General features: G+C 63.7%; 31 protein-coding genes, 1 tRNA gene and 2 pseudogenes. 8 read left to right on the plus strand and 26 right to left on the minus strand.

Translation table 11 applies throughout. The annotated features are described in order from the left end of the window. Positions 1-72: 72 nt before the first annotated feature. Positions 73-371 (plus strand): annotated as a pseudogene (locus tag LL236_RS00005) (transposase); the annotation flags it as partial. Between the two features lie 187 nt (positions 372-558). On the opposite strand, the gene LL236_RS00010 reads toward LL236_RS00005, so the two are convergent. Beyond that, complete coding sequence (locus LL236_RS00010; protein ID WP_228176756.1) at positions 559-1,431, minus strand: IS110 family transposase; 873 nt, start codon at positions 1,429-1,431, stop codon at positions 559-561. A 217-nt stretch (positions 1,432-1,648) separates the two neighbouring features. On the opposite strand from LL236_RS00010, the pseudogene LL236_RS00015 reads away from it, so the two are divergent. The 5 genes and pseudogenes from LL236_RS00015 to LL236_RS00035 form a co-directional block, all read left to right on the plus strand. Continuing rightward, positions 1,649-1,843: pseudogene (locus LL236_RS00015) on the plus strand (IS3 family transposase); the annotation flags it as partial. Between the two features lie 212 nt (positions 1,844-2,055). Beyond that, positions 2,056-2,301, plus strand: coding sequence for a hypothetical protein (locus LL236_RS00020; protein WP_228176757.1), 246 nt, complete (start codon positions 2,056-2,058; stop codon positions 2,299-2,301). Positions 2,302-2,438: 137 nt separating this feature from the next. Then, positions 2,439-3,344 (plus strand): tyrosine-type recombinase/integrase, encoded by a 906-nt coding sequence (locus LL236_RS00025; RefSeq protein ID WP_228176758.1) that lies wholly within the window; start codon positions 2,439-2,441, stop codon positions 3,342-3,344. Positions 3,345-3,352: 8 nt separating this feature from the next. Beyond that, a tRNA-Lys gene (locus tag LL236_RS00030) sits at positions 3,353-3,424 on the plus strand. Between the two features lie 48 nt (positions 3,425-3,472). After that, positions 3,473-3,790, plus strand: coding sequence for a hypothetical protein (locus LL236_RS00035; protein ID WP_228176759.1), 318 nt, complete (start codon positions 3,473-3,475; stop codon positions 3,788-3,790). 76 nt (positions 3,791-3,866) lie between these two features. On the opposite strand, the gene LL236_RS00040 is transcribed toward LL236_RS00035, so the two are convergent. From LL236_RS00040 to LL236_RS00050, 3 genes are all read right to left on the minus strand, one after another. Further along, complete coding sequence (locus LL236_RS00040; RefSeq protein ID WP_228176760.1) at positions 3,867-5,642, minus strand: N-acetylmuramoyl-L-alanine amidase; 1,776 nt, start codon at positions 5,640-5,642, stop codon at positions 3,867-3,869. Between the two features lie 111 nt (positions 5,643-5,753). After that, positions 5,754-5,951, minus strand: a complete 198-nt coding sequence (locus LL236_RS00045) for a hypothetical protein (protein WP_228176761.1) — start codon at positions 5,949-5,951, stop codon at positions 5,754-5,756. Between the two features lie 38 nt (positions 5,952-5,989). Then, a complete protein-coding gene (locus tag LL236_RS00050; protein ID WP_228176762.1) occupies positions 5,990-6,418 on the minus strand; it encodes a hypothetical protein in 429 nt (142 codons plus the stop codon). A gap of 122 nt (positions 6,419-6,540) precedes the next feature. Between LL236_RS00050 and LL236_RS00055 the strand changes: the two genes are divergently transcribed. Together LL236_RS00055 and LL236_RS00060 are read left to right on the plus strand one after the other, a co-directional pair. Further along, the gene (locus LL236_RS00055) at positions 6,541-6,696 is read left to right on the plus strand and encodes a hypothetical protein (RefSeq protein WP_228176763.1); all 156 of its coding nucleotides are present in this window, start codon (positions 6,541-6,543) and stop codon (positions 6,694-6,696) included. A gap of 161 nt (positions 6,697-6,857) precedes the next feature. After that, a complete protein-coding gene (locus tag LL236_RS00060; RefSeq protein ID WP_228176764.1) occupies positions 6,858-7,949 on the plus strand; it encodes a hypothetical protein in 1,092 nt (363 codons plus the stop codon). Here the strand turns inward: LL236_RS00060 and LL236_RS00065 are convergent. The 22 genes from LL236_RS00065 to LL236_RS00170 form a co-directional block, all read right to left on the minus strand. Continuing rightward, positions 7,927-10,134: a hypothetical protein gene (locus tag LL236_RS00065; protein ID WP_228176765.1), complete on the minus strand. Its 2,208-nt coding sequence runs from the start codon at positions 10,132-10,134 to the stop codon at positions 7,927-7,929. The genes LL236_RS00060 and LL236_RS00065 overlap by 23 nt on opposite strands. 39 nt (positions 10,135-10,173) lie before the next feature. Then, a complete protein-coding gene (locus LL236_RS00070) occupies positions 10,174-10,398 on the minus strand; it encodes a holin (protein WP_228176766.1) in 225 nt (74 codons plus the stop codon). A gap of 34 nt (positions 10,399-10,432) precedes the next feature. Further along, on the minus strand, positions 10,433-10,648 hold the full coding sequence (locus tag LL236_RS00075; protein ID WP_228176767.1) for a hypothetical protein: 216 nt from the start codon (positions 10,646-10,648) through the stop codon (positions 10,433-10,435). Next, complete coding sequence (locus LL236_RS00080) at positions 10,645-10,965, minus strand: hypothetical protein (RefSeq protein ID WP_228176768.1); 321 nt, start codon at positions 10,963-10,965, stop codon at positions 10,645-10,647. The genes LL236_RS00075 and LL236_RS00080 overlap by 4 nt, the downstream gene beginning before the upstream one ends. Before the next feature lie 449 nt (positions 10,966-11,414). Continuing rightward, positions 11,415-12,467, minus strand: coding sequence for a hypothetical protein (locus LL236_RS00085; RefSeq protein ID WP_228176769.1), 1,053 nt, complete (start codon positions 12,465-12,467; stop codon positions 11,415-11,417). 9 nt (positions 12,468-12,476) lie between these two features. Further along, positions 12,477-13,079, minus strand: a complete 603-nt coding sequence (locus tag LL236_RS00090; RefSeq protein ID WP_228176770.1) for a hypothetical protein — start codon at positions 13,077-13,079, stop codon at positions 12,477-12,479. Further along, positions 13,072-14,196 (minus strand): hypothetical protein, encoded by a 1,125-nt coding sequence (locus LL236_RS00095; protein ID WP_228176771.1) that lies wholly within the window; start codon positions 14,194-14,196, stop codon positions 13,072-13,074. The genes LL236_RS00090 and LL236_RS00095 overlap by 8 nt, the downstream gene beginning before the upstream one ends. Continuing rightward, a complete protein-coding gene (locus tag LL236_RS00100; RefSeq protein ID WP_228176772.1) occupies positions 14,187-15,002 on the minus strand; it encodes a phage tail domain-containing protein in 816 nt (271 codons plus the stop codon). The genes LL236_RS00095 and LL236_RS00100 overlap by 10 nt, the downstream gene beginning before the upstream one ends. Then, the gene (locus tag LL236_RS00105) at positions 14,999-16,477 is read right to left on the minus strand and encodes a phage tail protein (RefSeq protein WP_228176773.1); all 1,479 of its coding nucleotides are present in this window, start codon (positions 16,475-16,477) and stop codon (positions 14,999-15,001) included. Before LL236_RS00105 ends, LL236_RS00100 begins: the two co-directional genes overlap by 4 nt. Then, entirely contained in the window at positions 16,477-16,875 is a 399-nt protein-coding gene (locus LL236_RS00110) for a hypothetical protein (protein WP_228176774.1), read from the minus strand. Before LL236_RS00110 ends, LL236_RS00105 begins: the two co-directional genes overlap by 1 nt. Continuing rightward, positions 16,830-17,105 (minus strand): hypothetical protein, encoded by a 276-nt coding sequence (locus LL236_RS00115; protein ID WP_228176775.1) that lies wholly within the window; start codon positions 17,103-17,105, stop codon positions 16,830-16,832. The genes LL236_RS00110 and LL236_RS00115 overlap by 46 nt, the downstream gene beginning before the upstream one ends. Positions 17,106-17,186: 81 nt before the next feature. After that, the gene (locus LL236_RS00120) at positions 17,187-17,729 is read right to left on the minus strand and encodes a phage tail tube protein (protein WP_228176776.1); all 543 of its coding nucleotides are present in this window, start codon (positions 17,727-17,729) and stop codon (positions 17,187-17,189) included. Positions 17,730-17,800: 71 nt separating this feature from the next. Then, on the minus strand, positions 17,801-18,229 hold the full coding sequence (locus LL236_RS00125) for a hypothetical protein (RefSeq protein ID WP_228176777.1): 429 nt from the start codon (positions 18,227-18,229) through the stop codon (positions 17,801-17,803). After that, a complete protein-coding gene (locus LL236_RS00130) occupies positions 18,222-18,464 on the minus strand; it encodes a hypothetical protein (RefSeq protein WP_228176778.1) in 243 nt (80 codons plus the stop codon). The genes LL236_RS00125 and LL236_RS00130 overlap by 8 nt, the downstream gene beginning before the upstream one ends. 39 nt (positions 18,465-18,503) lie before the next feature. Beyond that, on the minus strand, positions 18,504-18,824 hold the full coding sequence (locus tag LL236_RS00135) for a hypothetical protein (protein WP_228176779.1): 321 nt from the start codon (positions 18,822-18,824) through the stop codon (positions 18,504-18,506). 8 nt (positions 18,825-18,832) lie between these two features. After that, on the minus strand, positions 18,833-19,402 hold the full coding sequence (locus LL236_RS00140) for a hypothetical protein (RefSeq protein ID WP_228176780.1): 570 nt from the start codon (positions 19,400-19,402) through the stop codon (positions 18,833-18,835). A gap of 24 nt (positions 19,403-19,426) precedes the next feature. Continuing rightward, positions 19,427-20,287, minus strand: a complete 861-nt coding sequence (locus LL236_RS00145; protein ID WP_228176781.1) for a hypothetical protein — start codon at positions 20,285-20,287, stop codon at positions 19,427-19,429. Between the two features lie 18 nt (positions 20,288-20,305). Next, positions 20,306-20,836 (minus strand): hypothetical protein, encoded by a 531-nt coding sequence (locus LL236_RS00150; RefSeq protein WP_228176782.1) that lies wholly within the window; start codon positions 20,834-20,836, stop codon positions 20,306-20,308. A gap of 75 nt (positions 20,837-20,911) precedes the next feature. Next, positions 20,912-21,703: a hypothetical protein gene (locus LL236_RS00155; protein ID WP_228176783.1), complete on the minus strand. Its 792-nt coding sequence runs from the start codon at positions 21,701-21,703 to the stop codon at positions 20,912-20,914. Further along, the gene (locus LL236_RS00160; protein ID WP_228176784.1) at positions 21,654-23,012 is read right to left on the minus strand and encodes a phage portal protein; all 1,359 of its coding nucleotides are present in this window, start codon (positions 23,010-23,012) and stop codon (positions 21,654-21,656) included. The genes LL236_RS00155 and LL236_RS00160 overlap by 50 nt, the downstream gene beginning before the upstream one ends. Positions 23,013-23,021: 9 nt before the next feature. Then, positions 23,022-24,704 carry a hypothetical protein gene (locus tag LL236_RS00165; protein ID WP_228176785.1) on the minus strand — a complete coding sequence of 561 codons (1,683 nt, stop codon included), beginning with the start codon at positions 24,702-24,704 and terminating at the stop codon, positions 23,022-23,024. Then, positions 24,704-25,174 (minus strand): phage terminase small subunit, encoded by a 471-nt coding sequence (locus LL236_RS00170; protein ID WP_445241958.1) that lies wholly within the window; start codon positions 25,172-25,174, stop codon positions 24,704-24,706. Before LL236_RS00170 ends, LL236_RS00165 begins: the two co-directional genes overlap by 1 nt. Positions 25,175-25,259: the final 85 nt, after the last annotated feature.

Genomic DNA, 25,259 nt, shown 5'->3' on the forward strand with positions numbered 1-25,259 from the left:
GTCCGGTTCGGAGGGCGGCCAGCAGAAACCCACCCGGCGCAAGCCAGACAGGGCGCTGCTGGCCGACCCTACACGGAGCACTGGACGAGCGAAGGCAAGCTCTACTGCTGCGCGATCAAGGACGTGTTCTCCAACCGAATCGTCGGGTACTCGATCTCAGATCGGATGACCGCGAAACTCGCCGTAGACGCCGTCCGAAATGCTGTCGCGCGCCGCGGTGAGGTCGCCGGCTGCATCCTGCACGCCGACAGGGGCAGCCAGTTCCGCAGCCGCGCGATGGCCCGCGAGTTGCGCCGCCACGACATGGTCGGATCGATGGGAAGAGTCGGCGCTGCGGGGACAACGCGGCCATGGAGATGCTCCTATCGCTGTCAAGTGGGCGTGGGCGTGCTTTCCAGGAGTCGGAAGATGTGACGGGCGTAGTACCTCTTGAGGCACCGCATCGCTTCTCTCTTCGTCTTACCCTGAGCGATCCGTCGCGCGAGATAGTCGCGCGTCTCAGGGTGCACCTTCACGCGCGCGAGGATCGCGGTGTGAAGCGCTCGGTTGAGCTGACGGTCACCGCCGCGTGAGAGGACGATGCCGCGTCTGGTTCTGACCTGAGGTGGCTTCCAGCGGTGCGACGCCGCCGAGCCGAGCGAAAGCGGCTTCGTTACGGCATCGCCCGGCGTGAGACCAGGAGATGAGGATTTGCGCGGCGACGAGCGTGCCGATGCCCGGTTCGTTGAGCAAAGCGGGGCAGATCTCGCGGACGATCGGAAGCATCGCGAGCTCGAGTTCGCGGCATTCGGTCGTCAGCTGCTTGATCCGGGTCGCCGTGCTGCGCAGGGACAGTTTGGTGGCGGCGTGCTCGGGCTCGGTCGCCGTGTCTGGACGGAGCCGGATGCACCGGTCGACGAGTTGTCCGAACGTGAGCCCGCGGAGGTCCTCCCGGAGATCGACGGGTGCGGTGACGATGAGCGCCTTGAGCACGTTGATCGCGGCGACCCGGGCGAGCTTCGCGGAATCCCGGGCCACGATGAGCGTTCGCAAACCCTCGCGAAGTCCTCGAGATCGTGGCGTTGCCCAGGTTTTGCGGCCGAGTGTCTCGCGTGCCGCGCGCACCGCGTCGAGCGAGTCAGACTTCGCTCCGTCCTTCGATGCGCGGGTGCTCGGGTGGTCGAACTCGATCACGAACTCGCCCTTCTCTGCCAAGGTCGCGGCGAGGCCGGCGCCGTAGCTGCCGGTCGACTCGATCGCCCAGGCGCGGCGCTCGTCGACGGTAAGGGTCTTCGCCCATCGGAGCGCCTGGCCGTACCCTCGTCGCGTCGCAGGGAATGTCGCTGCTGCCAGTTCTCCTTGCGTGGTGACGCTCACGACGGCGGCGGTGACGCGATCACGGTCAGGGTCGACGCCGATCACGTGGTCTACCAGTTCTGCGAGATCAGTCATGCCCGTTTCCTCCTTCTTCTTCGATGGAAACCACCGACGGAAGGGATCGAGGCAGGACTGTGATGAGTCACCCGAAGGGACATGCTCCTAATCAAGCCATCTGAAGTCGGCGGTGCGGCTGGCGGACATATCTCCAAATGAGGACACCGGAGGGTCGGTCATTCTGCGGGTCACGTCAGCCGACACCACCTTGCCGCGCAGCATGATCCGAGTGTCACAGTCGTTCTGGTCACTGCTGCAAACGAACGTCCTCAACCAGCAGCGGTGGGCGACCCGGCAGGAGCTGCGACTCGCCATCGTCGTTTGGATCGAGCGGAAGTATCACCGCCAGCGCGCCCAGGACACCCTCGGCGGCTTGACGCCCATCGAGTTCGAAGCCAAGCTAGCCGAGCCGCTCACACTCGCGGCCTAAACCGAACCTGTCACCAGTTCGTTCCTCACGCCCGTGGCTCGGAATCGTCGGTAGCCGCGGCTCTCGTAAACATCGCTTCTGGCGATTTTTCGAGTAACGCTGACATGGTGGGCCCGGAGGGGCTCGAACCCTCGACCCGCGGATTATCAGGATGACGTTCTAGGCGAACTGATCCGAGTCGACTTCTCTCGCGAACGCTTCGGAGTGTCAGCATGAGCGTGCTCGTCCATCACCCGATTGCAGTGAAGAGCGGCCGCGGATGGGCTGTGGAATGCACCTGCGGGCGGGATGACCTGAACCTCGCCCGCATCACATCGAAGGCCGTAGCGTCGCGACAGTGCGCCGCGCACACCCGAGTCGTCCTCGCGACCGGTGGCGCTGTCACCAGTGCGGCAGCGGATGCGGCGCAGATCTATCAGCGCAGGATCACCGACGACGGGTACGCGGTACGCCTATAGCCGAACCTGTGCACCAGAGCGTGTGAACGACCCGCCCCGTCATTGCCCTCGAATCTCTGGGCGTGGCGACGCTCGCCTCCGGCGGCCGCTGATCTATAGCGTCTCCTCCACCAGCAAACCTTCAGGAGGATGAAATGTTGACATGGGAACCCGTACTCGCCCACTTCGCCGCATACCAACATGCCGCGGGCCTCGCAGAGCGCACCATCCACGGCCGTGAAGCCGTGCTGCGGATGCTCGCCGAACACACAGGGCTGCAACCGAGGCAGATCGAACCCGTCGACCTGCTCATGTTCCTCGGCAGACCCCACGCCCGCACCGGCAAGCCCCTCTCACCCGGGACGAAACAAGTCGAACGGTCCTACCTGCAGACCTGGGGGAAATGGATGGTCGCGGAGGGCTACCTCGCCCACGACCCCACAGCCCGCCTCCCCAAAGTAAAAGTTCCCCGCCGTCGGGCGCGACCCCTCAAGCTCGAACACATCGAACTCATGCTCGACTCCGGCGCATACCGCCGCACCCGCGACATCATCACCATCGCAGCCCTCACCGGGCTCCGCGTCGGCGAGGTCGTGAAGATCCGCGGCGAAGACGTCGACTGGGTGACAAACAGCATCCGATCCACCCGCAAGGGCGGCCTCGAGCATGTCGTGTGGATGCCAGAAGACGTACAAACGATCGCGCGGCGGATGCCGAAGGCCGGGTGGTGGTTCCCGTCCCCATACAAGAACCACCAGTTCCCTGACGGCGGCGGTCACATCCTCATGAAGTCCGCATCCTCACGGATCTCCCGCGTGCTCCGACGAGCCGGCATCACAGACCCGAACATCACCGGGCACAGCCTCCGACACTTCTACGCCACCGTCCTCCTCCGCGGCGGCGCACGCGTCCGCGTCGTCCAAGAAATGCTCGGCCACGCTTCCCTCGCCACCACACAGCTCTACATCGAAGTCACCGACGACGAGATGGCCGAAGCAACCGAAGTGCTCCCGAGGATCAGCCCGCGCGAGCGTTCCGGGCGTGCGTCTAGACTAGCCGCATAGTTCCGACCGCCCCCGTAGCTCAGAGGCAGAGCAACCGGCTTTTAACCGGTGGGTCGAGATATCGTAATTCTCCGGGGGCACACCGCGGCGTAGACGCGCACACTGGCTCCCCGGTACGATCCGGTGGCATGAACCGCCGCGCAGCAATCGCTACCGTCGCCCTGGCTGCGATCACCTTGACCGGATGCGCCACTACCACGCCGGAGGATTTCGCGGATGCGTGGGATACGTGCGTCAGCGCGTACGGAGCGCTGCCACGCGAGCTCGACGTGCTGGCAGAACAGAACCCTGGCACGAAGGTGGACCGGGAGACACCGTGTGAGAACTGGGTGGAATCCCAAGGTGAGGACGGTTTCGTGGACTTCTGGGGAGACCCGGACGAGTACATGGACTTCGTAGTTTCCGCTGCCAAGGTTGATGCCCTCGCATCCCTGCAAGACCAGTAACCCAGGAACGACAAAAGACGCCCCCGGACCCCGTCATCGCGTGGATGACAGGCCCGGGGGCGCGAGTGTGTTGGTGTTACTGCTTTTCGGTCTTGGGGACGTTCGCGAGCGCGAGACCACCGAGGAGCGGCAGCAGGTATCCGAGACCCGCCTTCGCCCCGGCCAGTGCGACCTCGATGGGTGGGAGGCCAGCCGCGGCGGCGGTTGTGACCGCTTCGACGACTTCGCTGGTCGTCCACACCGCGGCACCGCCGAGCACGATCGACGCGTACAGGATCACCCGCGCGCGGGCGGACTGGATGATCGCCCCGATTGCTGCGGCCACGTTCGCCGGGTTCACGTTCGCTGGGAGTTCCGGCGGCGTGTACGTCGGCCGTTCCGGCTCGGGTTCGGGCTGTTCGGGCATGGGTTCCTCCTCCGGTGTCTCCGGGTCAGGTCCGGGCTGGGTGGGTTCCGGGTCGGCCGGATCAGGCACTGGCTGCTCGATGTGCCCGTTGATCCGGTTCGCTTCGGTCACGATCCGCTCGAGGTCGAGAGTGCCGGGGCATTCGGTCGCTACCCAATGGTTGTGGGGGTACACGTTCACGCCGACCTTGAGCTCGCCGAGCTGGTGGCGGGCCGCGATGTCGGCGACGAGGCGCGCGGACAGGTCGTAGACGGCATCCGTGATGGGCCGGTCGGGTCCGCCTTCGTGCTCGATCGAGATCCCGTTCGCGTTGGAGTAGGCGTCGCCGTCGCCGTGGGCGTACTCGGCCTCGGGGACGTACTGGTGGATCTCGGTCTGCCCGATGCCGTACTGGGTGGATGTTCCGGTGCCGCGGCCGTCCTTGATGGTGCCGGGGTTTTGGAAGTGCGCGTCGGTCCCGGCGAGGGTGCCGTCCATCCAGTGCAGCGTGATGTGCGTCTTCACCGCAGCCGGTTCCCGGTATCCGTAGTTCGGGGAACCGACCCACGTAGCAAGCGGCGAATCCGGGGCGCGGTTCTTCCACGGCTGCGCAGGGTCGAGCTGCGGGGTTGCCGGCGGCGCGGTCGGTGTCGACGGCACCGTGGGGAACGCGCGGCCGTCCGTGATCGGCCCCCACTTCGCATCCTTCTCGAGGCTCTCCGCGACCTGGAACCGGTACGTCCCGCACGAGCACTGATTACCCCAGTCGTCATCCGCGGCCCAGTTGTGGAACAAGCCCCGACCCTGAAGGTACTGCTGGATCTCCCGCGTCGACCGGGATACCTGCTTCTCGCCAGCGATGATGACCCGCGCCACCCGGGACGTATCCGGCCCGAAGATGGAATCCGCGACCAGACCCACCCACTCCTGGAACGTCTTCGTGCCGCCTCGAGTCTTCGGGCCGGGGTCGCCGTCGATCTCCCCGTCGTACAGGCCGAGCGACTTGAGGAACCGCTGCGCGTCCGTGACCGGCATCGCACCGTCCGGCACGGATGCGGTGGTGGCTCCGGTGTGTTCGAGGTGCCACGGCTCGTTGTAGTGGTCGTACCCGGCGGGGTCGAAGTTGAACCGGTGCGCGTTGTCGCGGATCCACTTCGACCTGGGGTTCCCGTACCGGGTGACCCCGGCGTCGGCCCCGCTGTCGCGGATGTCGATCGCGCGAGGCCCGACCGGGTTCGTCTCGACGTGGAAAGCTTTCGGGTCGTCGGGGTGCGCGGCACGGACGTTCGTGGTCTTCGCCACAGCGAACGCGTGCCAGAGGTCGTACTGTTCCTGCCACGTCCGCACACCCGACGAGATGATCAGGTCGAGGCCGAAGACGCGACGGAACTCCGCCTCGAGACGGGAGTAGTCTCCCGCGACGTTCGCAGCGACCCGCTGCCCGTCGACGATCACGTAGGTGGTCACTGTGCTGTCCCTCCTGGGAACGACGAAGGCCCCCACGAGGGGGGCCTTCAGAGGATGGTGTGCTCGGGGAAACCTGAGCTATGGACGGATCCTAGAATGTGAAAGTCGCGCTTACGCTTGCGACCGCCACGCCTGAATCGTCGGGGCAGACAGGGCGGTCAACGCGGCGAGTTCACGGACGGACGCACCATGCGCGGTCGCGGCGAGGACCGCGGCACGGTACTCATCCCGAGCGGTAGACGCCGCATCCTGCGCAGCGGCATCGGCGGCACGCGCAGCAAGGATGCGTTCACGATCCGCATCAGACACCCACCCGCGAGGCTGAACCACACCACCGAGAGTATCGGTCACTGCTCGATCGCCTTCATCCAGTTGTCCCGCGACCGCAGGTAGAGCGTCTGCCCGGTATCGGTGACCATGTACGGCATCATCACCTCATCGAGCGTCGCAAGCTGCGCGTCGATCAGCGCGGACTGCGCCTCAAGCCAGTCCTTCGCGATCCGCCACGCCACCCGAGCCGCCTGCTCCGGTGTGCACTTCGAGCGAGCCACCTGCTTGTCGGCCCGCATCGCGGCGAGCACACCGTCGGTGCGCACGGGCAGCTCGAAGTCGCGGAAGCCGTAGTCGGTCTTCATCGTGAACGCGAGGCCCGCGGGCACGCCATCGTCATCGAACATGGTAGAGATCCTGGTGACGCCGCGGCGAGCGAGCGCACTCTGGATCTCCCCCATCGTCTTGGAGACTTCGATCGACGTCGTGTAGTTCAGGATCGGCATAACTCAAACGTACTACCTTCCTGCACACCCCGTACAGGCGGCATGCACAGTTGGAGTGTTATGCGCAGCTATTCGAGTTGCAAGTTCGCTGCCTGAAACACGGCTGGGATACACTGCCGACCATGACTGACCGGGAGCCTCCCATCCATCACATAGGGAAGCGCTACTCGGCATGGCAGAATCGCGCAGATCGGTTCACCGTTGGTGACATTGTCCTGATCTCCTCGCCGCTGGTCATCTTGCTAACCGGCCCCGCATGGCTCCCGTGGATCTTCTGACAGCAACACCGCGTCGGTTCGAGCAACAACCGTGGTTCCGGAGGATATTCGGCTTGAGTGGTGCCGCGTCCCTTCCAGTCGCGTTCGGTATCCCTTTATCCGCGCTTATCTCAGCAGCGCTGCTACCAGTTCGCCGGATAGGTCCACGCCCACCGTGGTTCATGGTTATCACGACCATGAGCCTCCTCACAGCGGTTGTCGTCGCAGCGTCAGCTTTCATACATTCGACGCCACTGGCAACTGCTACAGCTGGACACTCGCTCGTGTTCCTGCTCACGGTTGTCTCGTACAGGATCATCACGACGACTGTCGGCGAGGCCTCGCAGATTGGTGTGTGGCTGTTCACAGGGCTGGCCGTGTTCGCGATCTTTTTCGGTCCCGAGTCCGATGGTGCTCGTGGTTTCGAAGGCCTATGGAAGTTCGGCCTCGGTTACCCGCTGACGTTCATCGCTGTTTACCTGGTTACCTTGAAAACGACGCGCGTCGCGCCGGTTTTCCTGACGCTGCTCGGACTGGGAGCGTTCGGTACGGTAGTCGGTGCGCGCGCTTACGGTTTGGTCTGTTTCGCGAGCGGCGCAGTGATCCTCGCTCGCGGCCTAGCTGGTCGACGTCGAGCTGGACTCCAGACGGTCTTCGTCGTCATCGGACTAGGTGTCCTCGCATGGGGTCTCCCACATCTACTTGAGTCTGGATTCTTCGGAGCAGATGTCGCAGCGAAGACAAGCCAGCAGGTGGAAGCCCGGTCGTCGGCCCTGCTTGGAGGACGGACAGAACCCCCGCTATCGCTAGCCGCGATCAGCGTCAGCCCTTGGATCGGCTGGGGCAGCGTTCAAGCGATCGACTCCGCGACGATCAGTCTGGGCTCGAAGATCGCGTCAACCCTTGGACTCGAAGACCCATCGACTTACATGCCACTCTGGGTGCGGAGCAACGGCGAGATCTCGCTCCACTCCATCCTCTTCACGACATGGGTCGAGGGAGGCGTAGTGGCCGCGCTCTTTCCGATCCTTCTGTGCGCACTGCTGATCGTAGGCGGACTGCGCGCGACTGGGCGCTATGCTCCGCTTGTCACCGTTGTTGCGTTCCAAGCTGCCTGGACGATCGTCTTCTCCCCCTGGACGGGAGGGCGAGGTGTACAACTTGCCCTAGCCGCGATCCTCGCGATGCTTGCGCTTGCTGAAGCGAGAAGCGCCACGCAGGGAGAGTTTCCCACGAGTCGCTCCTCGCCCGTCAGGAGACGGGTGAGACGGTGACGGACGAGTAGTTGAGCACTTTGGTATCTGCCACCGCTGCGACGTTCTGCGCGAACTGGAGGTAGACCGTGCCGCTCGTCGAGCCGACGTCGAGGATCGCCATCACCTTGATCAGCGTGATCGGGTTGTTGCCGGTTCCCAGCGCGGCGGTAGATGCGAGCGCGAGGCTGATCGGTCTGGCCGATCCGCTACCACCGGTCTGCGCCGTGTCGAGCCCAGCGACGATCCCCCACCGACCCTGCATCGGGGTCGGGTAGGACAGGCCGAGCTTGATGTCCTCTGTCGTTGCCGACTGCACGTGCAGCGTCCACTCCACAAGGAGCTTCTGATTCGCGGCCACCGCAACGCCGAGATCGGTGATGTTGGTCAGGACATCACTGTTGTTGATCGTCTGCGCTGCGGACTTCCAGCGCGTCACCGGACCCGACGACACACCAGCGATCAGCGACGGTGTGGACGTGTTCGGCGGGGTCAACTCGACACGCAGGTTACCCGTCGTCGCGGGCAGACGGTACGTCCCGAGACCGGGGATCTTGATGACCTTGACGCCTTCGAGGCTCACGTCGCCCACGATGCCGTCTTCGATGTAGAGCGCCCAGCCTCCCTCGCCTTCGCCCAAGTCGCGCCGACCGAGGATGATGTCGTGGAATCGTGACGATCCGGTCAGGCCGTACGAGCCCGAGGCGTTGTCGAGGTACAGGTCTGCGTACTCGGTGACGCCAGGAACCGATGCGGTGCCGTTGTCCATCGAGATCCAGTCGCCGCCGACCGCGTTCACGGTGCCCGAGAGCCGGATACCATTCATGCCGTTGCGCGAAGCACGGAGCCCGTTGACGATGTTGCGGGACTGATTGCGGACACAGATACCCTCGCCGCCGTTGTCCCACGCCTGAATCGAGTGCGAGACAGATTCGGAGTGATCCCAGAAGACACCACCGTTGTCGCAGTCCCAGACCTTGACGTCGTTGTAGGTGACGTACCGGTTGCGCAGGTCGCAGCGCACGGCCCATTCGCCTGCGCAGTTCTCGGCATAGACGCGAGTCAGGCTCACGCCGTAGGTGTAGCCATCCGACACGCCGTAGTTCGCGAATGCGCCACCTCCGACGTTCTTCACAAAGATGTCGACGTCGGCGTAGGACGCGAATCGGAGGTAGACGCCGAACGTGTTCGACGCCGGGGTGATGTTGTCCCGGTTGCCGTCGAGCGTGTGGATGTAGATCGTCAGGTTCGGGCACTCGGGCGCGGTCGCCGAGTCGACGTTCGCGCCGAACGTGTGCGTGCGCGAGTTGCCAGACGCGAACCACGTCGTGCTCGTCACACCGTCGCGGACCTTAATGGTTCCGAACATGCGGAACACCTGATTGCCGAGCCCACGCGGGCTGAGAGCGTCGCCAGCGGACGTGTAGATGGTCGAGTCGATGAGGTACGTGCGGCCACCGGGGCAGTCGACGTGCCCGTAGTTGTCAAGGCCCCACTGGATCGCATGACGGTCGATCTCCTCCGTTAGCGCGGTCGCGCGGGGGAAGACGGCCTGAGCCGCCGCGAGCGTACCGAAACGCTCGCTCAGCGGGTGAGTCGTACCGTCTGCGATCGCGGCACGCAGGCCGAGCGCATGATCCCCCGTCAGAGGGTTGTACGCGACCTTCGCCTGCGGAACATAAGCAGCACCTAGTTCAGGTGACGCGGCGAGCGCAGTACGCCCCGCCTCGGTGTTCGGGACAGCGCCAACATCGGCTGCAGACAGGACCACGACACCCGTCGACCCGTTCACCGACGTGATTGTCGGCAACGCGACAGATCCCACCGGGCCGACCGTGCCGTTGATCGGCAACGTGTCGAGATCGACCGTTTCCACATCGGAGGTGACCTGGACACGCTTCGTGTACTTCTTCGAGTCCCGGCCGATACGAGTCGTACCGACGATCGTGTACCACCAGTCGGTGATCGCGTCCCCCGCCTCGTTCACGAACCCTTCCTGGTCCGTGTGCGGGAGCTCGAACGAACCGATCGTGCCAGCATCCGCTTCCGTCGATACTTCGAACGCGGTGATCCGGTCGCCTGTAGCCGACCAGATCAGGGTGTGTGACGGGGTGATCTTCAAAGACACCGCCGCGCTCTCACCGAGCACATCGAAATCCTTACCGAACGTGAACGTCGCGGTCGTAACACCAGCAGGCAGCGCCATGAGAAGCCCTTTCGGTTCGAAGTGAAGTGGGGGCGCCGGCTACGCGGCGGGACTGTCGGACTTGCCGCCGCGGAACGCGATCGACGTCAGCACCGACACGAGGCCAGCAAGCCCAGCGACCGACGCGAGCGCCGCGAAATCGACATCGAGGATGCCGGTGACGTTCGCGGTCAAAGCCGCGATACCGGCCTGCGCGACCGTCGCTACTGCACGGTCAGCGGTGTCCACCCAGAACTGCTTGTCTGCGTACTTCGAAGTTGCCATGATCTGCTCCTGTTCGTGCCGCTTCTGCGGCGGGTCAGTCGAATAGCGGCGCTAGCATCTGCGTGAGCGCCAACGTGATGAGAAGTCCGTATCCGACCCACTGGATAGCGACCTGGATCTCGAGCTTCCGGATGCGGCCCTCATGGTCTTTGACCAGCTCAGGCACCGGATCGACTTTCTTGTCGACCTCGAGCAGCTTCTCGTAGATCGACGCGAGAGTGACTTTGACCGTGGGTTGTTCCTCGTTCACGACGCGATCTTTCGCGCGGCGTCCGTCAGCGCCTGCGTGACCGCGGCTTTCACCTCATCCGGGGTGATCGTGCCGATATCGATCTTCGCGAGCGCGTCCGCGAGCTGCTGCCCATCCACCTTGATGTCGTTGATCGCCGTCAGGTAAGCCCCGACGATCGCGAGTTCGACATCCAGCATCGGGTCGTCGCTGTTGTTCTTCCGGGCACGCTGCAACAGTCGGACGTGGTAGGTGTTCTGGATCCTGATGTGGTCACCGGTCACAAGGGATAGCACGTCAATGCCCCCGTTGACGACCGGGACGATGCTGTACGACATGAAATACTCCTCTTCCTGCGGGGGTACGAACGGTTTCGCGGTGAGCGCCGCGACCCCTGGCGGCGGCGGTACGTCCTGCCATGGGATACGCCGGCCGCGCTGGTCGTGGCCCTGGAAGTGCATGTGCGCACCGGTCGACTTTCCGGCCCCAAACGTTCCCGGGCGCCCGTCAGAGAGCGCCACACGCGCGCCCGCTGGATGATGGGACCCTGCCGGCACACGCCCGTCACGCTGCACGTGAATGAGTTGGTGAGCCCAACCGTGCGCGTACGTGAACTGCACAAACGACGCGCCGTCGTCATACATCCCGTAAGACACCGAAGCGTCCCACGGCAGTAGCACAGGCGACCCCGCGGAATGCCTGCGGTCCTCACCACCACGAGACCCCCGGGCCCGGTGGCAATCCCAGTCACAGGTGAGTGGGCCGGAAAGGAACCAATCAAACTCGCTCATGACACTTCGGTGATTGTGTACGAAACGAAGTCGTCGGTGAACAACTGGAACTGTGAAGCCCCGCCAGCCTTGAACCGCGGCTTGATCGTCAACGATCCCGCTGCGACACCCGTTATCTCCGCAACACCCGTGATGTTCTCTCGCGACGTCGCAGCAGGGAACATGCGAAGCGCGACGTCGTAGTCCGTAGAACCAACCCGGATGCCGATATAAGCGCGCTGAGAAACACCCGACGACAGTTGCGCTGTACCCGTCACCTCAACACGCAACTTCGTGTCAGACGACCCTTTCGAGAACGACATCTGCAACGCCGAAGCATCACCAGATACCGGGAAATCTGCGTAGCTCGTCTGGTTCGTGAACGTGTTCGTCGCGCCCATCACTCGTCGAATCGTCTTCGAATGCGGAACACACCCCCACCCTGACGAAGACCGCACCAAAGCCACGTCAATGTCCTGCCGGTACGCAGGAGATCCAACAGGCGGAACCCACGCGGCCTGCTCCGTCTCATTGCGAAGAACAACCACACCACCAGCCATCGCCGTGAACGGCGCGACCTGCGTGATCACCACCGTCTCCGTCGTCGTGTCAGTCGACGTGACCTCAGCGTGCGCGAGCGCAGTAGCCCCGGTCGGAATCGACGGCACCGAAGGGGAAGCGTCAGCGGTTCCCTGCGTCACCCCGAACGTTGGGGCGTACAGGCCAGAGTCGCCGTACACGTCAAACTGGCACTTGATCCAGATCACATCGATACGAGAGTTCGCGACCGGCGCTGTCGTCGTCGCGACCGACGCAACAGCGTCGTTCGCTGACAGCTCGACGCCCCCCGTGGACGAATCCCGCTGAGTCACGAACGTCTCATCGCCCTTGATCAGGTACGCCATCGACGTGGTTCCGGTCACCAGCGGTGTCGACGGGTCCGGGTCGATCACACCCAACCGCGGGGTGCCGTCCGCCGCTGTCGCGACCATTCCGCCGAATATGCGGCGAGTGTCGTCGATCGGGTTACCGGACGAGTCCTCGCTCGGAAAAGAAGCAGATAGCGTCATCGTGGTCTCCTAAATGGTGCGTTGCAGCACGTCGACGAACAGGGATGCGGCGGCAGAGTTGAAACCCATGACCGTCCCCGACCCGGTTTCTAGTCGGGCAATCTCACGGAACCCGCCCTGGATTGTGTGCGTGCCGGCGGTCAACGTCACAAGGGCGCGGGCGTTCAGCACACCGAAGTTCTGAGATCCAATGGCGATACCGCCAGACCCGGCCGCGTACGTTCCCAGCCCGCCCTCAGCGATGTCCGACGTCAACCGCACCCCGTCGACCCAGATCGAAGAGTTCACGGTCACGTTCGCGGTCGACCCGGACGGGGCGTTCGCTGCGCAGCTAGCCCGAATGTGCGACTCAAGACTGACCACACGATCTACCTCGACGGTCACCTCGACCTCGGGGCCGTACAGCACATCGGTCGTTGTCCCTACCCCGGACCACGACCCGGTAGCCGCAGTGTCAAAGTCCGCGTAGGACACACGCCCGAGCAGGTCGTCGACAACGATCACGCGTTGCGTTCCCGTTGCACGCTCAAGCTCGGCACGCTTCTTCCTATCCGCGACCAACTGATCAGCGATAGCCGCGGCACCACTCCGCGGGGGTGTCGGGTCAGCCATACACCACCCCACACGTGATCGTTACCCACTCTTCCGACAGGTCACCCGAGATCCCCACGATCCGCCGCGAATGCACCCCGGGCGGGATGTACCCGCCAGACACGGGCGTCTCCTCCGTCACCGTCACAGTGATCAGGTCACCGCAGTTGTACTCGTACGGGAATGGCGATTGATCGGCGCGGACCCGGAACGACCAGAACTCCCACGGCACACCCGCCGTCCTGAGCGCTTCCGCGTTCCACGAATCCAACGTCGCCGGATCCGACGTCGTAACCGACGCGTCAGACTCAAGCTCGAGCAGCGGGAACCCCTTGTCGATGAGGGTGGAGTCGTACAAGGAACGGATGAGCACCTGATCCGACGACCTACCACCCTCGCTCCACACGAGCGAACCCATCCGTGACGGGTCCACGGTGACCTTCAGCCCCGACCCTTGCGCCGGCTCCCACGCATGCACGGCCTCGCCCTGCAACCGCGGCTGCGCCTCCGTCCCGGACTCATAAATCGATTCGAACGAGTCGGCATCAGCCCACCTGAGTTGCAACCGGATATCGGGGCCGTTCTGCCTCGCGGACAAGTCAGACCACGCGTCGTCAACCTTCTTCCGGTCAACAGCCGGATACGTCTCCGTGCGTGTCCCCGCCCGGGCGGAACCCCACACGATCGGGATGTCATCAAATCCGGGCCACTCGCACGCCTGCACCCCGATAGCCCGACCGATCGACCCGAAGTCAAGACCGGTGAGCACCGTGTCCAGCGACGTGTCCGGGGTACCGTCCGCCGCCGTCAGCGACTGAGTGAGCGCATCAACCGGGAGAATCGATCGGCGACCGAACAACACCCGCAAACCGCGGGCAGTTACCTTCAACCGTGCGGCGTCTTCATCGAAATCGTGGGGCATGATCGGGCCACCGAACAACCGACCCCGGACATCAACAGCGATCGAGTGCTTCCACGGTGTCAGCAGGTTCCGCAGCCCGCTCGTCCGCGACAACTGGAACGTGGGTGAGATCGTTTCTGCCGTGTTCGACTGGACCTCCCATGACGCCCCTGACGGTTCGAGCTCGGTGACGACAGCGCCGCCGCGGGTTTCGAACACGTAGCACTTCACCACCACGCCGAATCCACCTTCCCCCGCAGCAACGGCGACCCAGACGGTGACGTGACGGCGAGCTGGTAGCGGCGCGTCGTCCCGGCCGGGACCTCCTGCCATTCCCGATAGCGGAGCCACCGGGACACGTCATTCCCGCCCTGCGTGGCACGACGGGACGCGACATCGATCTCAACCGTCTGCCCGGAAGCGATAGCCCGGTCGAATCCGATCCGCGCCCCCGTGTCGACGCACGTGATGACCGCGGAACCCATGCCACCGACCAACTGGAACACTGGAGAGGAGGGGGCCTTACCCGAGTTCGTCAGCGACACCCGGCCGGGGTTGCCGCCGCCAGGCCATACGAGAGGCCACACCAGCGGCCACACCACACCATCACCAGCAGTCGGCGGCGCGGTCTCCTGCCAGCCGCCCGTCGCGTACCTTCTGGGGTCGATAGCGATGAGATCAACAGTGGCGGTACCCGTGCTGCGGTCGAAATGATCAGCGGCGGCTGCAACCTCGACACTCACCCACCGCCACGTCGTATCAGACTGCGTGACCGTCATCAGCACCGACTCGTCAGCCCCTACAGCGGCAAGCTCATCCATTGCTGCTTCAACGTCGGCTGCCGTGTCGGCCAGATAGGACGCGGTGAACGAGATCGCGCGAGACGTCCGAATGGGGTCGGATGGGAAACCACCCGGCGCTTGCGGGCGTTGGGTGATCGCAACCTTGTTGCCGACCTGCCCCCGCCAGTCAGTCAGACCGGAGTACACCCACCCGGAGGTTGCGTGCTTCTGGAACGTGATGGTGTCGAGAAGAATGGTCATACTGCGGCCAGTGCCCTCTCCATCTCGCGGCTCATCTGCCGAACCGCCAACCTGGGGTCATCCGACCGGAGTGTGACGTTCTGAGTCACCGACGCACCCGACATGCCAGCCATGCCCATCCCGCCAGCGGCGGCTTGAACCATCCGGTAGTTGGAACGCAACCCTTGCGCGTACCCCTCAGCGGAGTACGCGCCCATCTCCGCGAACACCTTCGACGGCGACTGAATCCCGAGGAGGTCTTTCGCCCAGCCGATCGCGCCGCCCACAACATCCGAGATCGTGTTGTACAGGTCGACGGAGCCTTGCAGGAAACCGTCGATCAACCCAGCGATCGCGTCAACACCGATGTCCCCGAACGTGTCTACGATCCACTGGTTCGCGCCCGTCAACCAGCTCGAGATCGTGTCGAACCAGTTGACAAGACCGTTCCAGATCGCCTGGCCGGCTCCGGTGAAGATCCCGACGATGCCGTCCCACGCTTTCCCCAGGTCGAGGGTGAACACCCCCACAAGGAAATCGAGGAGGCCCTTGAAGAATGTGGCGATGCCGTCGAGGGTAGGTTTCGCTTCCTCCCACCCGGTGACAACACCGGAGATCCATTCCTGAACCTCGGGGGAGTTCATCCACTCCGCGAAATCCTCCACTGCGGGGAGAAGATTGTTGAGGAGGTAGTCGGTGACCTGCTGTGCGATCGGCAGGAACGCCGTCCCGAGCTTTGTGCCGATGTCCTCCCACGACGCGGCGAGGATCGCTTGCTTGCCCGCGAGAGTGTCGGACTCGTCCGCGAACTGACCCTGCTGGGTGGCGGTCTGTTCGAAGATCGCAGCGTTCGCAGCGAGGATCTTCTGCTGCGACGTCAACGCCCCGTTGCCGTCGTAGATCCCCAGCTCCATCGCTTTCGCGCGCAGCGTGTTGTCGTCGAGGAGCACACCGTACTTGCGGAGCGGTTCGGACTCACCTCGAAGCCCCGCAGCCAACGCGGTGACCGCTTCTTCGGGTGACGTGTTGCCGAAAGCGGCAAGATCCGCACCTAGCCCAAGAAGGTCGGTGGAGAACGTCGCCAGGTCGTCACCGGTCAGGCCCGCGGCCTTCCCGAAGATCCCGAAGTTCTTCGCCCCGGTGAGCGCCTGGTTCGCTGACAGGCCGAACGTTTTCGCGGAGCTATCGCTGAACTTCAGTACAGCGTCGGTAGCCCCGCCGAACACGTCTTCGATAGCGCCAACGTTCTGCTGATAGTCCGCGGCGGAACCGATCGCGTCGAGAAGGTAATCCCCCAGCGACAGCGCAGCGATGGCGGCACCGATAACACCGGCAGCTTTCGCGAGACCCTTCCCGATCCCGCCAGCCATCGCCGAGCCGCCCGCAACACCGGCCGTGCCGGATGCGGCAGCGACCTGCCCCGTCAACGCCCCAGTGAACCCGGAAGCTTCGGGGACAACCTCGACGAAAGCCCGGTACATCGGAGAATCGGTCATCAGTCCTCCAAACGGCGGGCCTCGAAGAACGCGTCGATCTCAGCGGTTGTGCGGGGTTTCGTGCGACCCCGGCCCCCATACCGTTTGTGCGGGGTGAAAGGCCGCGGGTACGGTTTCGGGTTAGCCCCCTTGCGGGAGTTCGCCCGGAGGAACACGTCGAACAGGTCAGCGAGCGTCAACTCACCCCTGGACGCGGGGTAGTCCCAGTCGTTGAGTTTCGTGAACAGCCACGACGTCGGGTCGCGGTGCAACATCACAACCAGCGGGTACAGTTCCCGCAACGGCACATCCCACAACCCGACCCCGTAGTGGGATCGGAGATCAGCGATGACCTCTGCCTTGTGGGACTCGATCAGTCGGCAGAGGGCTGCGATTCCCCCACGGTCGCGCCAGCCCATTCGCGGAACAGTGCACCGACCTGCGGGAACGTGAGCTTGTCGATCGCCGCCATCGTCCGCTTGTCGGCGCGTTTCTCGAACGCGGCCCGGATAACACCGAGCCCCTGCCCGCGCGCTGACTCAAGCGCTGCCTGCAACTCTTCCGCGTCACCGAATGTCGCCATCGGCAGCATGTACGGTTTCCCGTCCACATGGAACGTGTACTTGCCGCCGGTCTCAAAAGACGCCATTGTGAAACCCCTTCGGGAGCAAACGGGAGCACTGATGTGAGGGGGTGACCGTAGCTCCCGATACGGCCACCCCCGGCCTGGTTACTCAGCGATCTCCGTGTACCAGTGCTTCACTGCACCGCCGAGAGCCGAGTTGTAGTACGCCATCACCGTGATCTGGAAACCGATCGCCGCACCGTTCTGGTACACGATGTCGCCGACCTCGGTGATCTGCCCGTCAGGGATGAACTTGCGGACAAGGTTGGTGCCGTCGATCACGTCGAAGCACCACGCCTTGTGTGGGCGCTCCACCTCCGGGTCGGACACGAACGCGCCAGACGCGATGTCACCACTCCCGAGGCCATACACCTCCGTGAGGATGTCCTCGTTCGTCTGGATCAGGGTGAGCTGGAATGTGGTCTCACCCTCGGTCACGACGGAACGCACGATCGTGCGGTTCTGCCACGCACGGATCTTCTCCATCGTGGTCGACGTGGTTTCGGTGAGGCCATCCTCGGACACATACCCGAGGTCGGTTGCTCCCGTCCACGTCGCATCAATCCCGGTAGGCGCGGTCGTCCCGAGCGGCGCGACCTGCACCTTCCCGCTGACGCCCACGCGAACTTCGCTGGCAGTCTGAGCCATAGCAGTCTCCTTTGTTGGTAGATGACGCGTGGTGCGTCACATGCCGGCCGGGAGCTGCCGAACGTCTTGTGTTACAGGTCAGTGCCGCGCGCTGAAACACGCGCCGTGAAAAAGTAGTGCGCCAGGGTCACCCCGGACACCACGAGAAGGTCAGACTGTGTGTCAACGACCTCAAAGGGCCCGTTCACTTCGTCAACAAACGTGATCGGGTCACCGTCAGGGAGGGACTGCACCCCAGCCATCACCAGGCGGGCCAGCAGTTCCGTATTCACCGACGATTCGGCCCACACGTTGAAACCGACCTGCCGGCGTTCCTGCACCCCCACCTGTGGGCCACCATCGTCACGGACAGTAACCATCCGTGTCGTGCGTTCCGCAGCGGGCGGCAATACCCGCGATACAGTCACCGAGGACGCATACGCCTCATCCCGGCCGTTCAGGAACCCTTTCAATCCGGCGATGATCGGGCCGGTGACGATCGGGTACAGGACGTCACGCACCGGATGCCGCCTTCGCTCGGGCCAGCGGCCCGCGGGCAGCCTCGACACGTTCACCGACACCTGGGGCGGCACCGACCTGCCCGACGACACGTTTCACACCGCGGGCGGATGTCGTTTGGAACGTGTGCGCGTCGAGAGATGCCATGAACTCGCCGTTCGGGTCCGAAACCCGCGACTTGATGTCCTCCGCGATGTCCAGGACGAACGCTTCCATCTCGCTTGATGCGAGGATCACGCCAAGGGATCGGAGTTGCTTCAGTCGGTATCGAGGCATCTACCCGGCCCTCTCCAACGTCACCGCCGTCCCACCAACGGTGGAACCCAACGGTGAAACCCATCCCTCGACGACGCCGACGACTTTCCACACGCTCCCGCGGATCGTGATCTGGTCTGTCGCTTTCACCGCGACGGCAGTCTTGTTGTAGATCGTGATGCGTGGCACATCGGCGGTGCCGTACCCGGTTGGGTCTTCCGCGCCGCCGTTGTTCCCGGCCACATACCATCCGGCAGACGTGACGCTCGTTGACGCACCGCGGACGGGGTTACCCTGCGCGTCAGTCGCACCGGTGACAGCTCCCACCGATGTGATCGTCACCGACTCCATCACGCCCCCAAAGACACGACGGCACGCCACGGGTTACGGAACGACCGCGCCACCGCGACATCCTCCGGGGACAGCCGGACACTGCCGCCCACAGCCCACGCCGCGAACGTCGCCTGAGACGAGAACGGACCCACCGTCTCCCCAGCCTGCGTCTTCCCCGCCACAGCGTCATCGGGTACCCGCAGGGTGCGTGCGACGACCTCAGCAACGGTGTCACGCACCAGGTCCGGCACGTCCCCACCGTGCGTGTACGACACCAGCACCCACACGAGCTCGCCCGGAGATGTGACAGTCACAGCCTGACCAGCGACCGTGTAGGCGAGGTCTTCGCCGTTCTCATCGGTCACAGCGGTAACGGATACCACTGGGCGCTGAGGGAGGTATACAACCCCGCCGGCACGGACACGCAACCGCGCACCCGTCGTCTCACCGGGGACGAACTCCTGCCCAGCCTCACGCGCGAACAGTCCCGACGCTTTACTGATCAGGAACTCGACACGGGACTCCTCATCGGAGGTGAGGGAACGACCCAGCACCGCCTCCACATCAAGGGAATCAGCAAGAGCCATCCCCCCACCTCCTTCTGGAGTCGCTTACGCGGTCGCGTCGAACTCGGCGACAGCGATAGCGGTCGGGCGAGTCACCGCGGCACCGTAGACGTGCAGACCACGAACACCGTAAGCGAACACGTTCTGCAGACGCATCGCCTCCACCGAAACGATCTGCTCCGCGTAGGTCGTCGCAACCATGTGGCCCGCGATCGCGAGACCACCGGTCGCGTTCACGTCGGTCACGGCCGGCATGTTGTTGGACTTGTAGATGTCCAGGCCGGCGATGGAACCGATAAACCCGTTCAGGCGGGCCGCAGGTGCTGCCTGGTCGCCCGGGGTGATGAACGTGTCGAGCTTCAGCAGACGACCGTGCAGCGACGGCGAAACGACAGCGAACCGGCCCTCCTCGGGAACGTTGTCCACATCGAGGGTGACAGCGAGATCCACGAACGTGTCGTAGAGGTTCTTCGCGGTCGTGTGGATCGGCACCGTTCCGAGGTCGTTCGCCCCGCCCTGCACGGCGGTGTTCATCGCCGCGAGGAGGAAGGTATCGGCCGCGTCACGCAGCTGATAGGTGGCGTTGTCGATCGCCTGGTTCAGCGCCGCCCCACCGTCGACGGCCTGAGCCTTCTCGATGTCATCGAGCTGGATCGCGAAATACTTCGCCTGGTTGATCGTGAGGGTTCGGGTCGAGTCGTCGATCGCTTCCCAGTCGATGTCGGTGTGAGCCGTGTACGAACCGATCGTCACATCATCAATGGAAGTGATCTTCACCGAGTCGCCCATGCGGCGGATCTCACCCTCGTAGTTGCGGTTCACGAGGTTCGCGGCGACCTGCTTCTTGCGGAGCGCGACCTGGATCTGTGCCGACCAGATGTCGGGCACGAAATTGGTGACAGCCATGATTGGCCCTTTCTGTGGTTAGTTGCCGGTCATCAGCGACTCGAGGCGGCCCTCTTCGCGGGCTTTCACGATCGCTTCAGGCGACATGGATTTGAGATCTTCACGGGTGAGCTGCTTCACACCCTCCGTGACGGGTGACCCCTGCTTTCCCTGCCCTTCCGCGGACGGGGTTGCGGGGGGTGTGCCGCGGAAGCTGAGCAGCTTCTGCGCGGCGGCGTCGAGGTCGTCAGCCGTGGAACCTGTGAGCAGGTCCTCGGGGACGCCGTAACGTGCCGCTGTCGATGACCGGAGGTGAGCGATCTCGGCGTCCGCCGCACGCTTCTCCGCAGCATCAGCGCGGTCCAGAGCTTTCTGCAGTTCGCTCTTCTGCGCTTCCTCGATCTCGTCCAGCCGCCCAGCCTTCACCTTCAGATCCCGGATCAGCTCCTTTTGAGCTGCCAGGGTCTTCACGAGAGGGTGGTCGTCAGGAAGCTGAGCAGGCCCAGCCGGCACCGGTTCGGTGCTCTGCGGCGCAGTCTCAACCACTTCAGGTTCGGTTGCTTCAGTCATCAGTGATCCCCGTTTCGGGCAATAGAAAAGCGCCCACCATTTCGGTGAACGCCAACCCCCACGATTGGGGGAAGATCAGAAATCGGTTGGGCCGGTGAACTTCTGGGAACGCCACGCCAAAGTCGGGCCGTACTCTCCGTGCTCCCGAGTGATAATCAGATTCCGGTAGTCCGGGACGCGCCCACCACGGTCAGAAACACCGACGAACGCCTCAACCTCCGCGTGAACCATCTCGAGCGTTGCATCGTCGATGACTTGACCCGGATCGCGTTCAGAAAAAACTTCCATCACGCCGCAATCACACCCCGGGTGTATCGGCATCAGGTCGCCGCGGTAATACCGCTGCGTTGACGCGATCGCGCACAACGCACAGTTCTCAGCACCGGACAGGGTGCGCCGGAACCACCGCAGACCAGACCTCGCCACTGTGTGCGTCTTCGCGAGCTGCAGATCCGTCTGAGCCAGAGAAACCGCCCTCGCCAAACCCTCGGCGGCGGCGGCGTCCAGAGACTTTCCCGAAGCCAGCGCGCTATACACGGTCTTCCCGGGTCTGCGGTACACCTCAGCGGAAGGAACACCGCGAAGGTCGGTCATGTCGCCGACTGGGGCTAGGGCCATCGGTGTTGATTCGACGGTTGCGCGAACCTGAGTCAGATACGCGAGAGTCAATCCCGAAACCGTTGACTTGCCGGCAGCGATGATGGGCAGTACGGCATCCACGAAAGCCGTAATGTCGGCGTCGCGGTACGCGCGAAGAGAACCCCAATACTGGGAGACAGCCGACGTCACCCGGTCGCGGATGATGCTGACTTGCCGGTCATACGCCCGCTGTGTTGCCTGTACTCGTTCCAGAGTTGACTGATCCACTCAGCCCCCCGATCAGCATCTCCTGCGCCCGCTCCTGCTCCATCCGGTCGATCACATCAGCGGGATACCCGTAGATGTCAGCCATCCGGGACCGCCACGGCACCCCAGCGATAGACGCCTGCACAGCCGCAGCCGACTTCTCGGTCTCCGACACGTACGAGGGAGGCGCGAACGACACGTCAACGGTCTCGGAGAACTCGGGATCCTCGACACGCAACGCGGCGGTGATGACCTCAGCGAGCCCGACCTTCAACCGTTCGATCCGGTCCTTCGCTTTGAACACGAGCCCCTCACGGGCGAACGCGGCACCCTCAGCCGACTGATTCGACGCATCAGGCAACAGTGTCGCCAACGGCGTCCGAGTTGCGGCGGCGAAATCGCGGATGTCATCCTTCGACGCCTGCAGCATCGCCAGGATCCCCTGAGCGGCGTCCTGCGACTCCCAAATGTCAATCCCGTCAGGGAGATCCCACAACGCACCGGGCGCCGGCTCGAACACCTTCGAGTAGTCCACCTCGTTGCCGTCATCATCGTGGGTGGGGAGCCCGCCCTTGAGTGCACGCTGCTTGAACGCCTGCATCGCGACGGTCACGATCCGCTGCAGAAGGCCCGTGTTGATCCGGTCCAGCAGATCGGTGTGTGTTTCGAACTCGCCCGTGCCGCCGTGGTTCTCGAAAATGAACACGGGAATCTGCCCCGAGTAAGTGTCCTCACCGAGCTTTACCCACCCACCGGAAGACGCGCGACGGATCATCACACCGTACTCATCCTTCGCGGAACGCGCGTACCTCGCCCGCACCCCAGGAACCCACACGTTCGCGTAATCAAACCCCTCGTCCCGGTCACGCCACACCTTCACCGCAGCCCGGGCACGCCACGGCACCAACGGTTCAGGTGCCGCATACACGAACTCCGGGGCCTCAGCAGTGATAACCGGACGCCCGAACGAGTCCCGACCAACGATCATGTACCCGATCGACGTGGTGAACATGTCCCTGGCTAGATCACCGACCTGGATCACCAGACGGTTCTCCCGCACAATCCGACGCACCCGGTCGTCATCCTCGAGCGCGCCACCCACCGACACACCGGAGAACACGCAGCGCTCCGCCAACGCCTCAACAACGAGCTCGCCCCAGTTCGTGCGCGCCTTCGCCTGAAACTTTGACCACGCCTCCCGCGTGTTATGACCCATCTCCGGGAGTGGTGCGTTCCCGTTCGTGTAATCCCGCTGTGTCTTCACCCGCGGTGCCCGGTCATCAAGCCGTTTCGTCAGAACAGGGAGCCATTCATCAGCCGTCGTAGGCATCAACACCCCCTAGTAGATACGTCGCGGCACCGTCTTACGACTGAGCAGCACACCCTTACCCACAGCCTCAAGACCGGCCGCGAAAGCGAACATCGAACCCCACACCAGGTCGACCTTGGCGTAGTCCTGATCGTCGTCAGGTTTCTTCACCACATACCCGGCACGGCGAGGATCACGACGCCCGTTCAGGAAGTGAGCAATCATCCGCTCCGAACCGTCAATCGTCAGGTCGTTCGTGACGATCGCTTGCCGCATCGCCTCGAAACCTTCACAGGCCCGGGAAACTTCCTTCTGCCGCCACCGGATCGGCTCATCACGCGACGACGCCGACACCTTGTACTGCTTGTGGAAAGCCGCTTCCCATTCCTTGATCTTCGTCGCCCACCCAGCTGACGGGTCGCCGAAGAAACCGACCACGTTGTACTTCCGGTGCGCCGCGCGAACAGCAGCATCAACCTCATCCTCTGACGGACGCCAGAACGGCCGATCCTCGGACGGTTTCCAGTTCGCTGGCTGCTCCCACAACCCGATCTGAAACAAGTGCTTCTGCTGAACCGAATACCCAACCAGCACCGTCGAGTCGGCAACACCCTGCCTGCGCCCCTCAGCCCCATCAAACCCGAGAGTGACCGGTTCCTGACCCGAAACAACCTTGTCCCGGTCAATCACCGCACGCAGTTCGGGAGACGACACGTACGAATCGGAAGCGTGGGTGATCTGGTTCAGGAAGTCCGCACGCATCTGCTGCGGGTCATTCGACGTGTCGAAGAAGTCGGCGGCGATACGGCCGATCGGTGACCACCCCGGATCACACGGCGGGTCATGCAGCACACACCCATCAGCGTGGTCGGACGAATCACCGTACGCGACCCGCAACCCGGAGATCAGCGAATCCCTATCAGTGATATCGGTCTCTGCCGGTGCTTCACGGTGGTCATACAGCAGCGACCGGACATCCTCGAGCTTCTGATACTTCCCCGACTGGATCTGGTCCCAGAACTTCGCTGAAGACTCAGCCACCGACCCGTCACCCGGTGTGAACGCGTTCGGGGACTCCAACGTCACCCCACCGACTTTCGTCGCATTGTTGCGGAGCACCTGAGCGAACTTTGGGCCACCGTTCCCGGGAACCCACTCCTCAGTCTGATCCAATATCGACGCGACCGCCCTGGCCCCCTTCGCCGACCTAGCCGACGACGTGCGGGGCTCAATCCGACCCTTCGGCAGGTTCACGAACGAATCCATCGGCTCAATGTCGTACTCGTCGACCGCGGAACCCTCACGCAGCATCTCCAGCAGCGGAGACCATGTGTTGCGTGTCTGCTCGTCGGTCACAGCCGTCACGAGCACCAGCGGTGTCCGCACCTCAGACCACGGCTTCGCCACCGGTTGACCTGACGCGTCCCACCCGTCGAACACGACAGGCGCCAACGCCTCCGCACACGCAATCGCAGCCAGGAAAGGAGACTTCCCCCAACCTCGAGGACGCTGCAACACCGCACGATGCTTCACCCGCCGACCAGACGACGGATCCAGCTCGTACAAGCGCACCAGGAACTCGTACTGCTCCCGAGAAACCATGAACGGCTCATAATCGGTGCGGTCAGGTGCCGCCAGGAACGTCGCCATCCACTCGGCAACATCCCGCCCCAAAGACGGGAACACCTCACCCGCGCGAGGCTTCCACGGCATCAGGCCGGTTCCACTCTCCACGAATCGAACGGCATCGCCGAACGAACCTTCCGGGCCGTGTCAGCCTCAGCACCAGTCGCCTGAGCGAACTGGATCCGCAACCTCGCGCGATCCTCCGGCGTGAACCCGTACTTCGCTTCCCGGAGCCGAAGCTCCTTACCGGCATCCAGGTTCCCTTTCCAGAACGCCGCATGGAACAAAGCCGTGTCAAGCAGGTACGACCAGTCCATATCAGTGAACTCGCCGACAAGCGGATGCATCTCCAGCATCTCCCACCAGTCACGCGTAGCAGCCGGCCACACGTACGGCACCATGAACGGTTCACCATCCTTCGGGCGAACCTCAACCTCAAACTCGGGAAGGTCCGGCTTCCGCGCAGACTCAACCTCAATCACCCGCAAGGGCACAACATCAGCATTCCGCCGAGCCCGCTTCGCAGGATCCTTCGGCGCAGGTCCACGACCAGCCATCACTTGCCTCCCGTTTCGGGAATCAACCGCACCAACCCGTTTCGGGTCAACGCAAAACACCGCAAACACGCGGCAAAAACCGTTA

Source organism: Microbacterium schleiferi, from assembly GCF_020781975.1.
GTDB lineage: Bacteria > Actinomycetota > Actinomycetes > Actinomycetales > Microbacteriaceae > Microbacterium.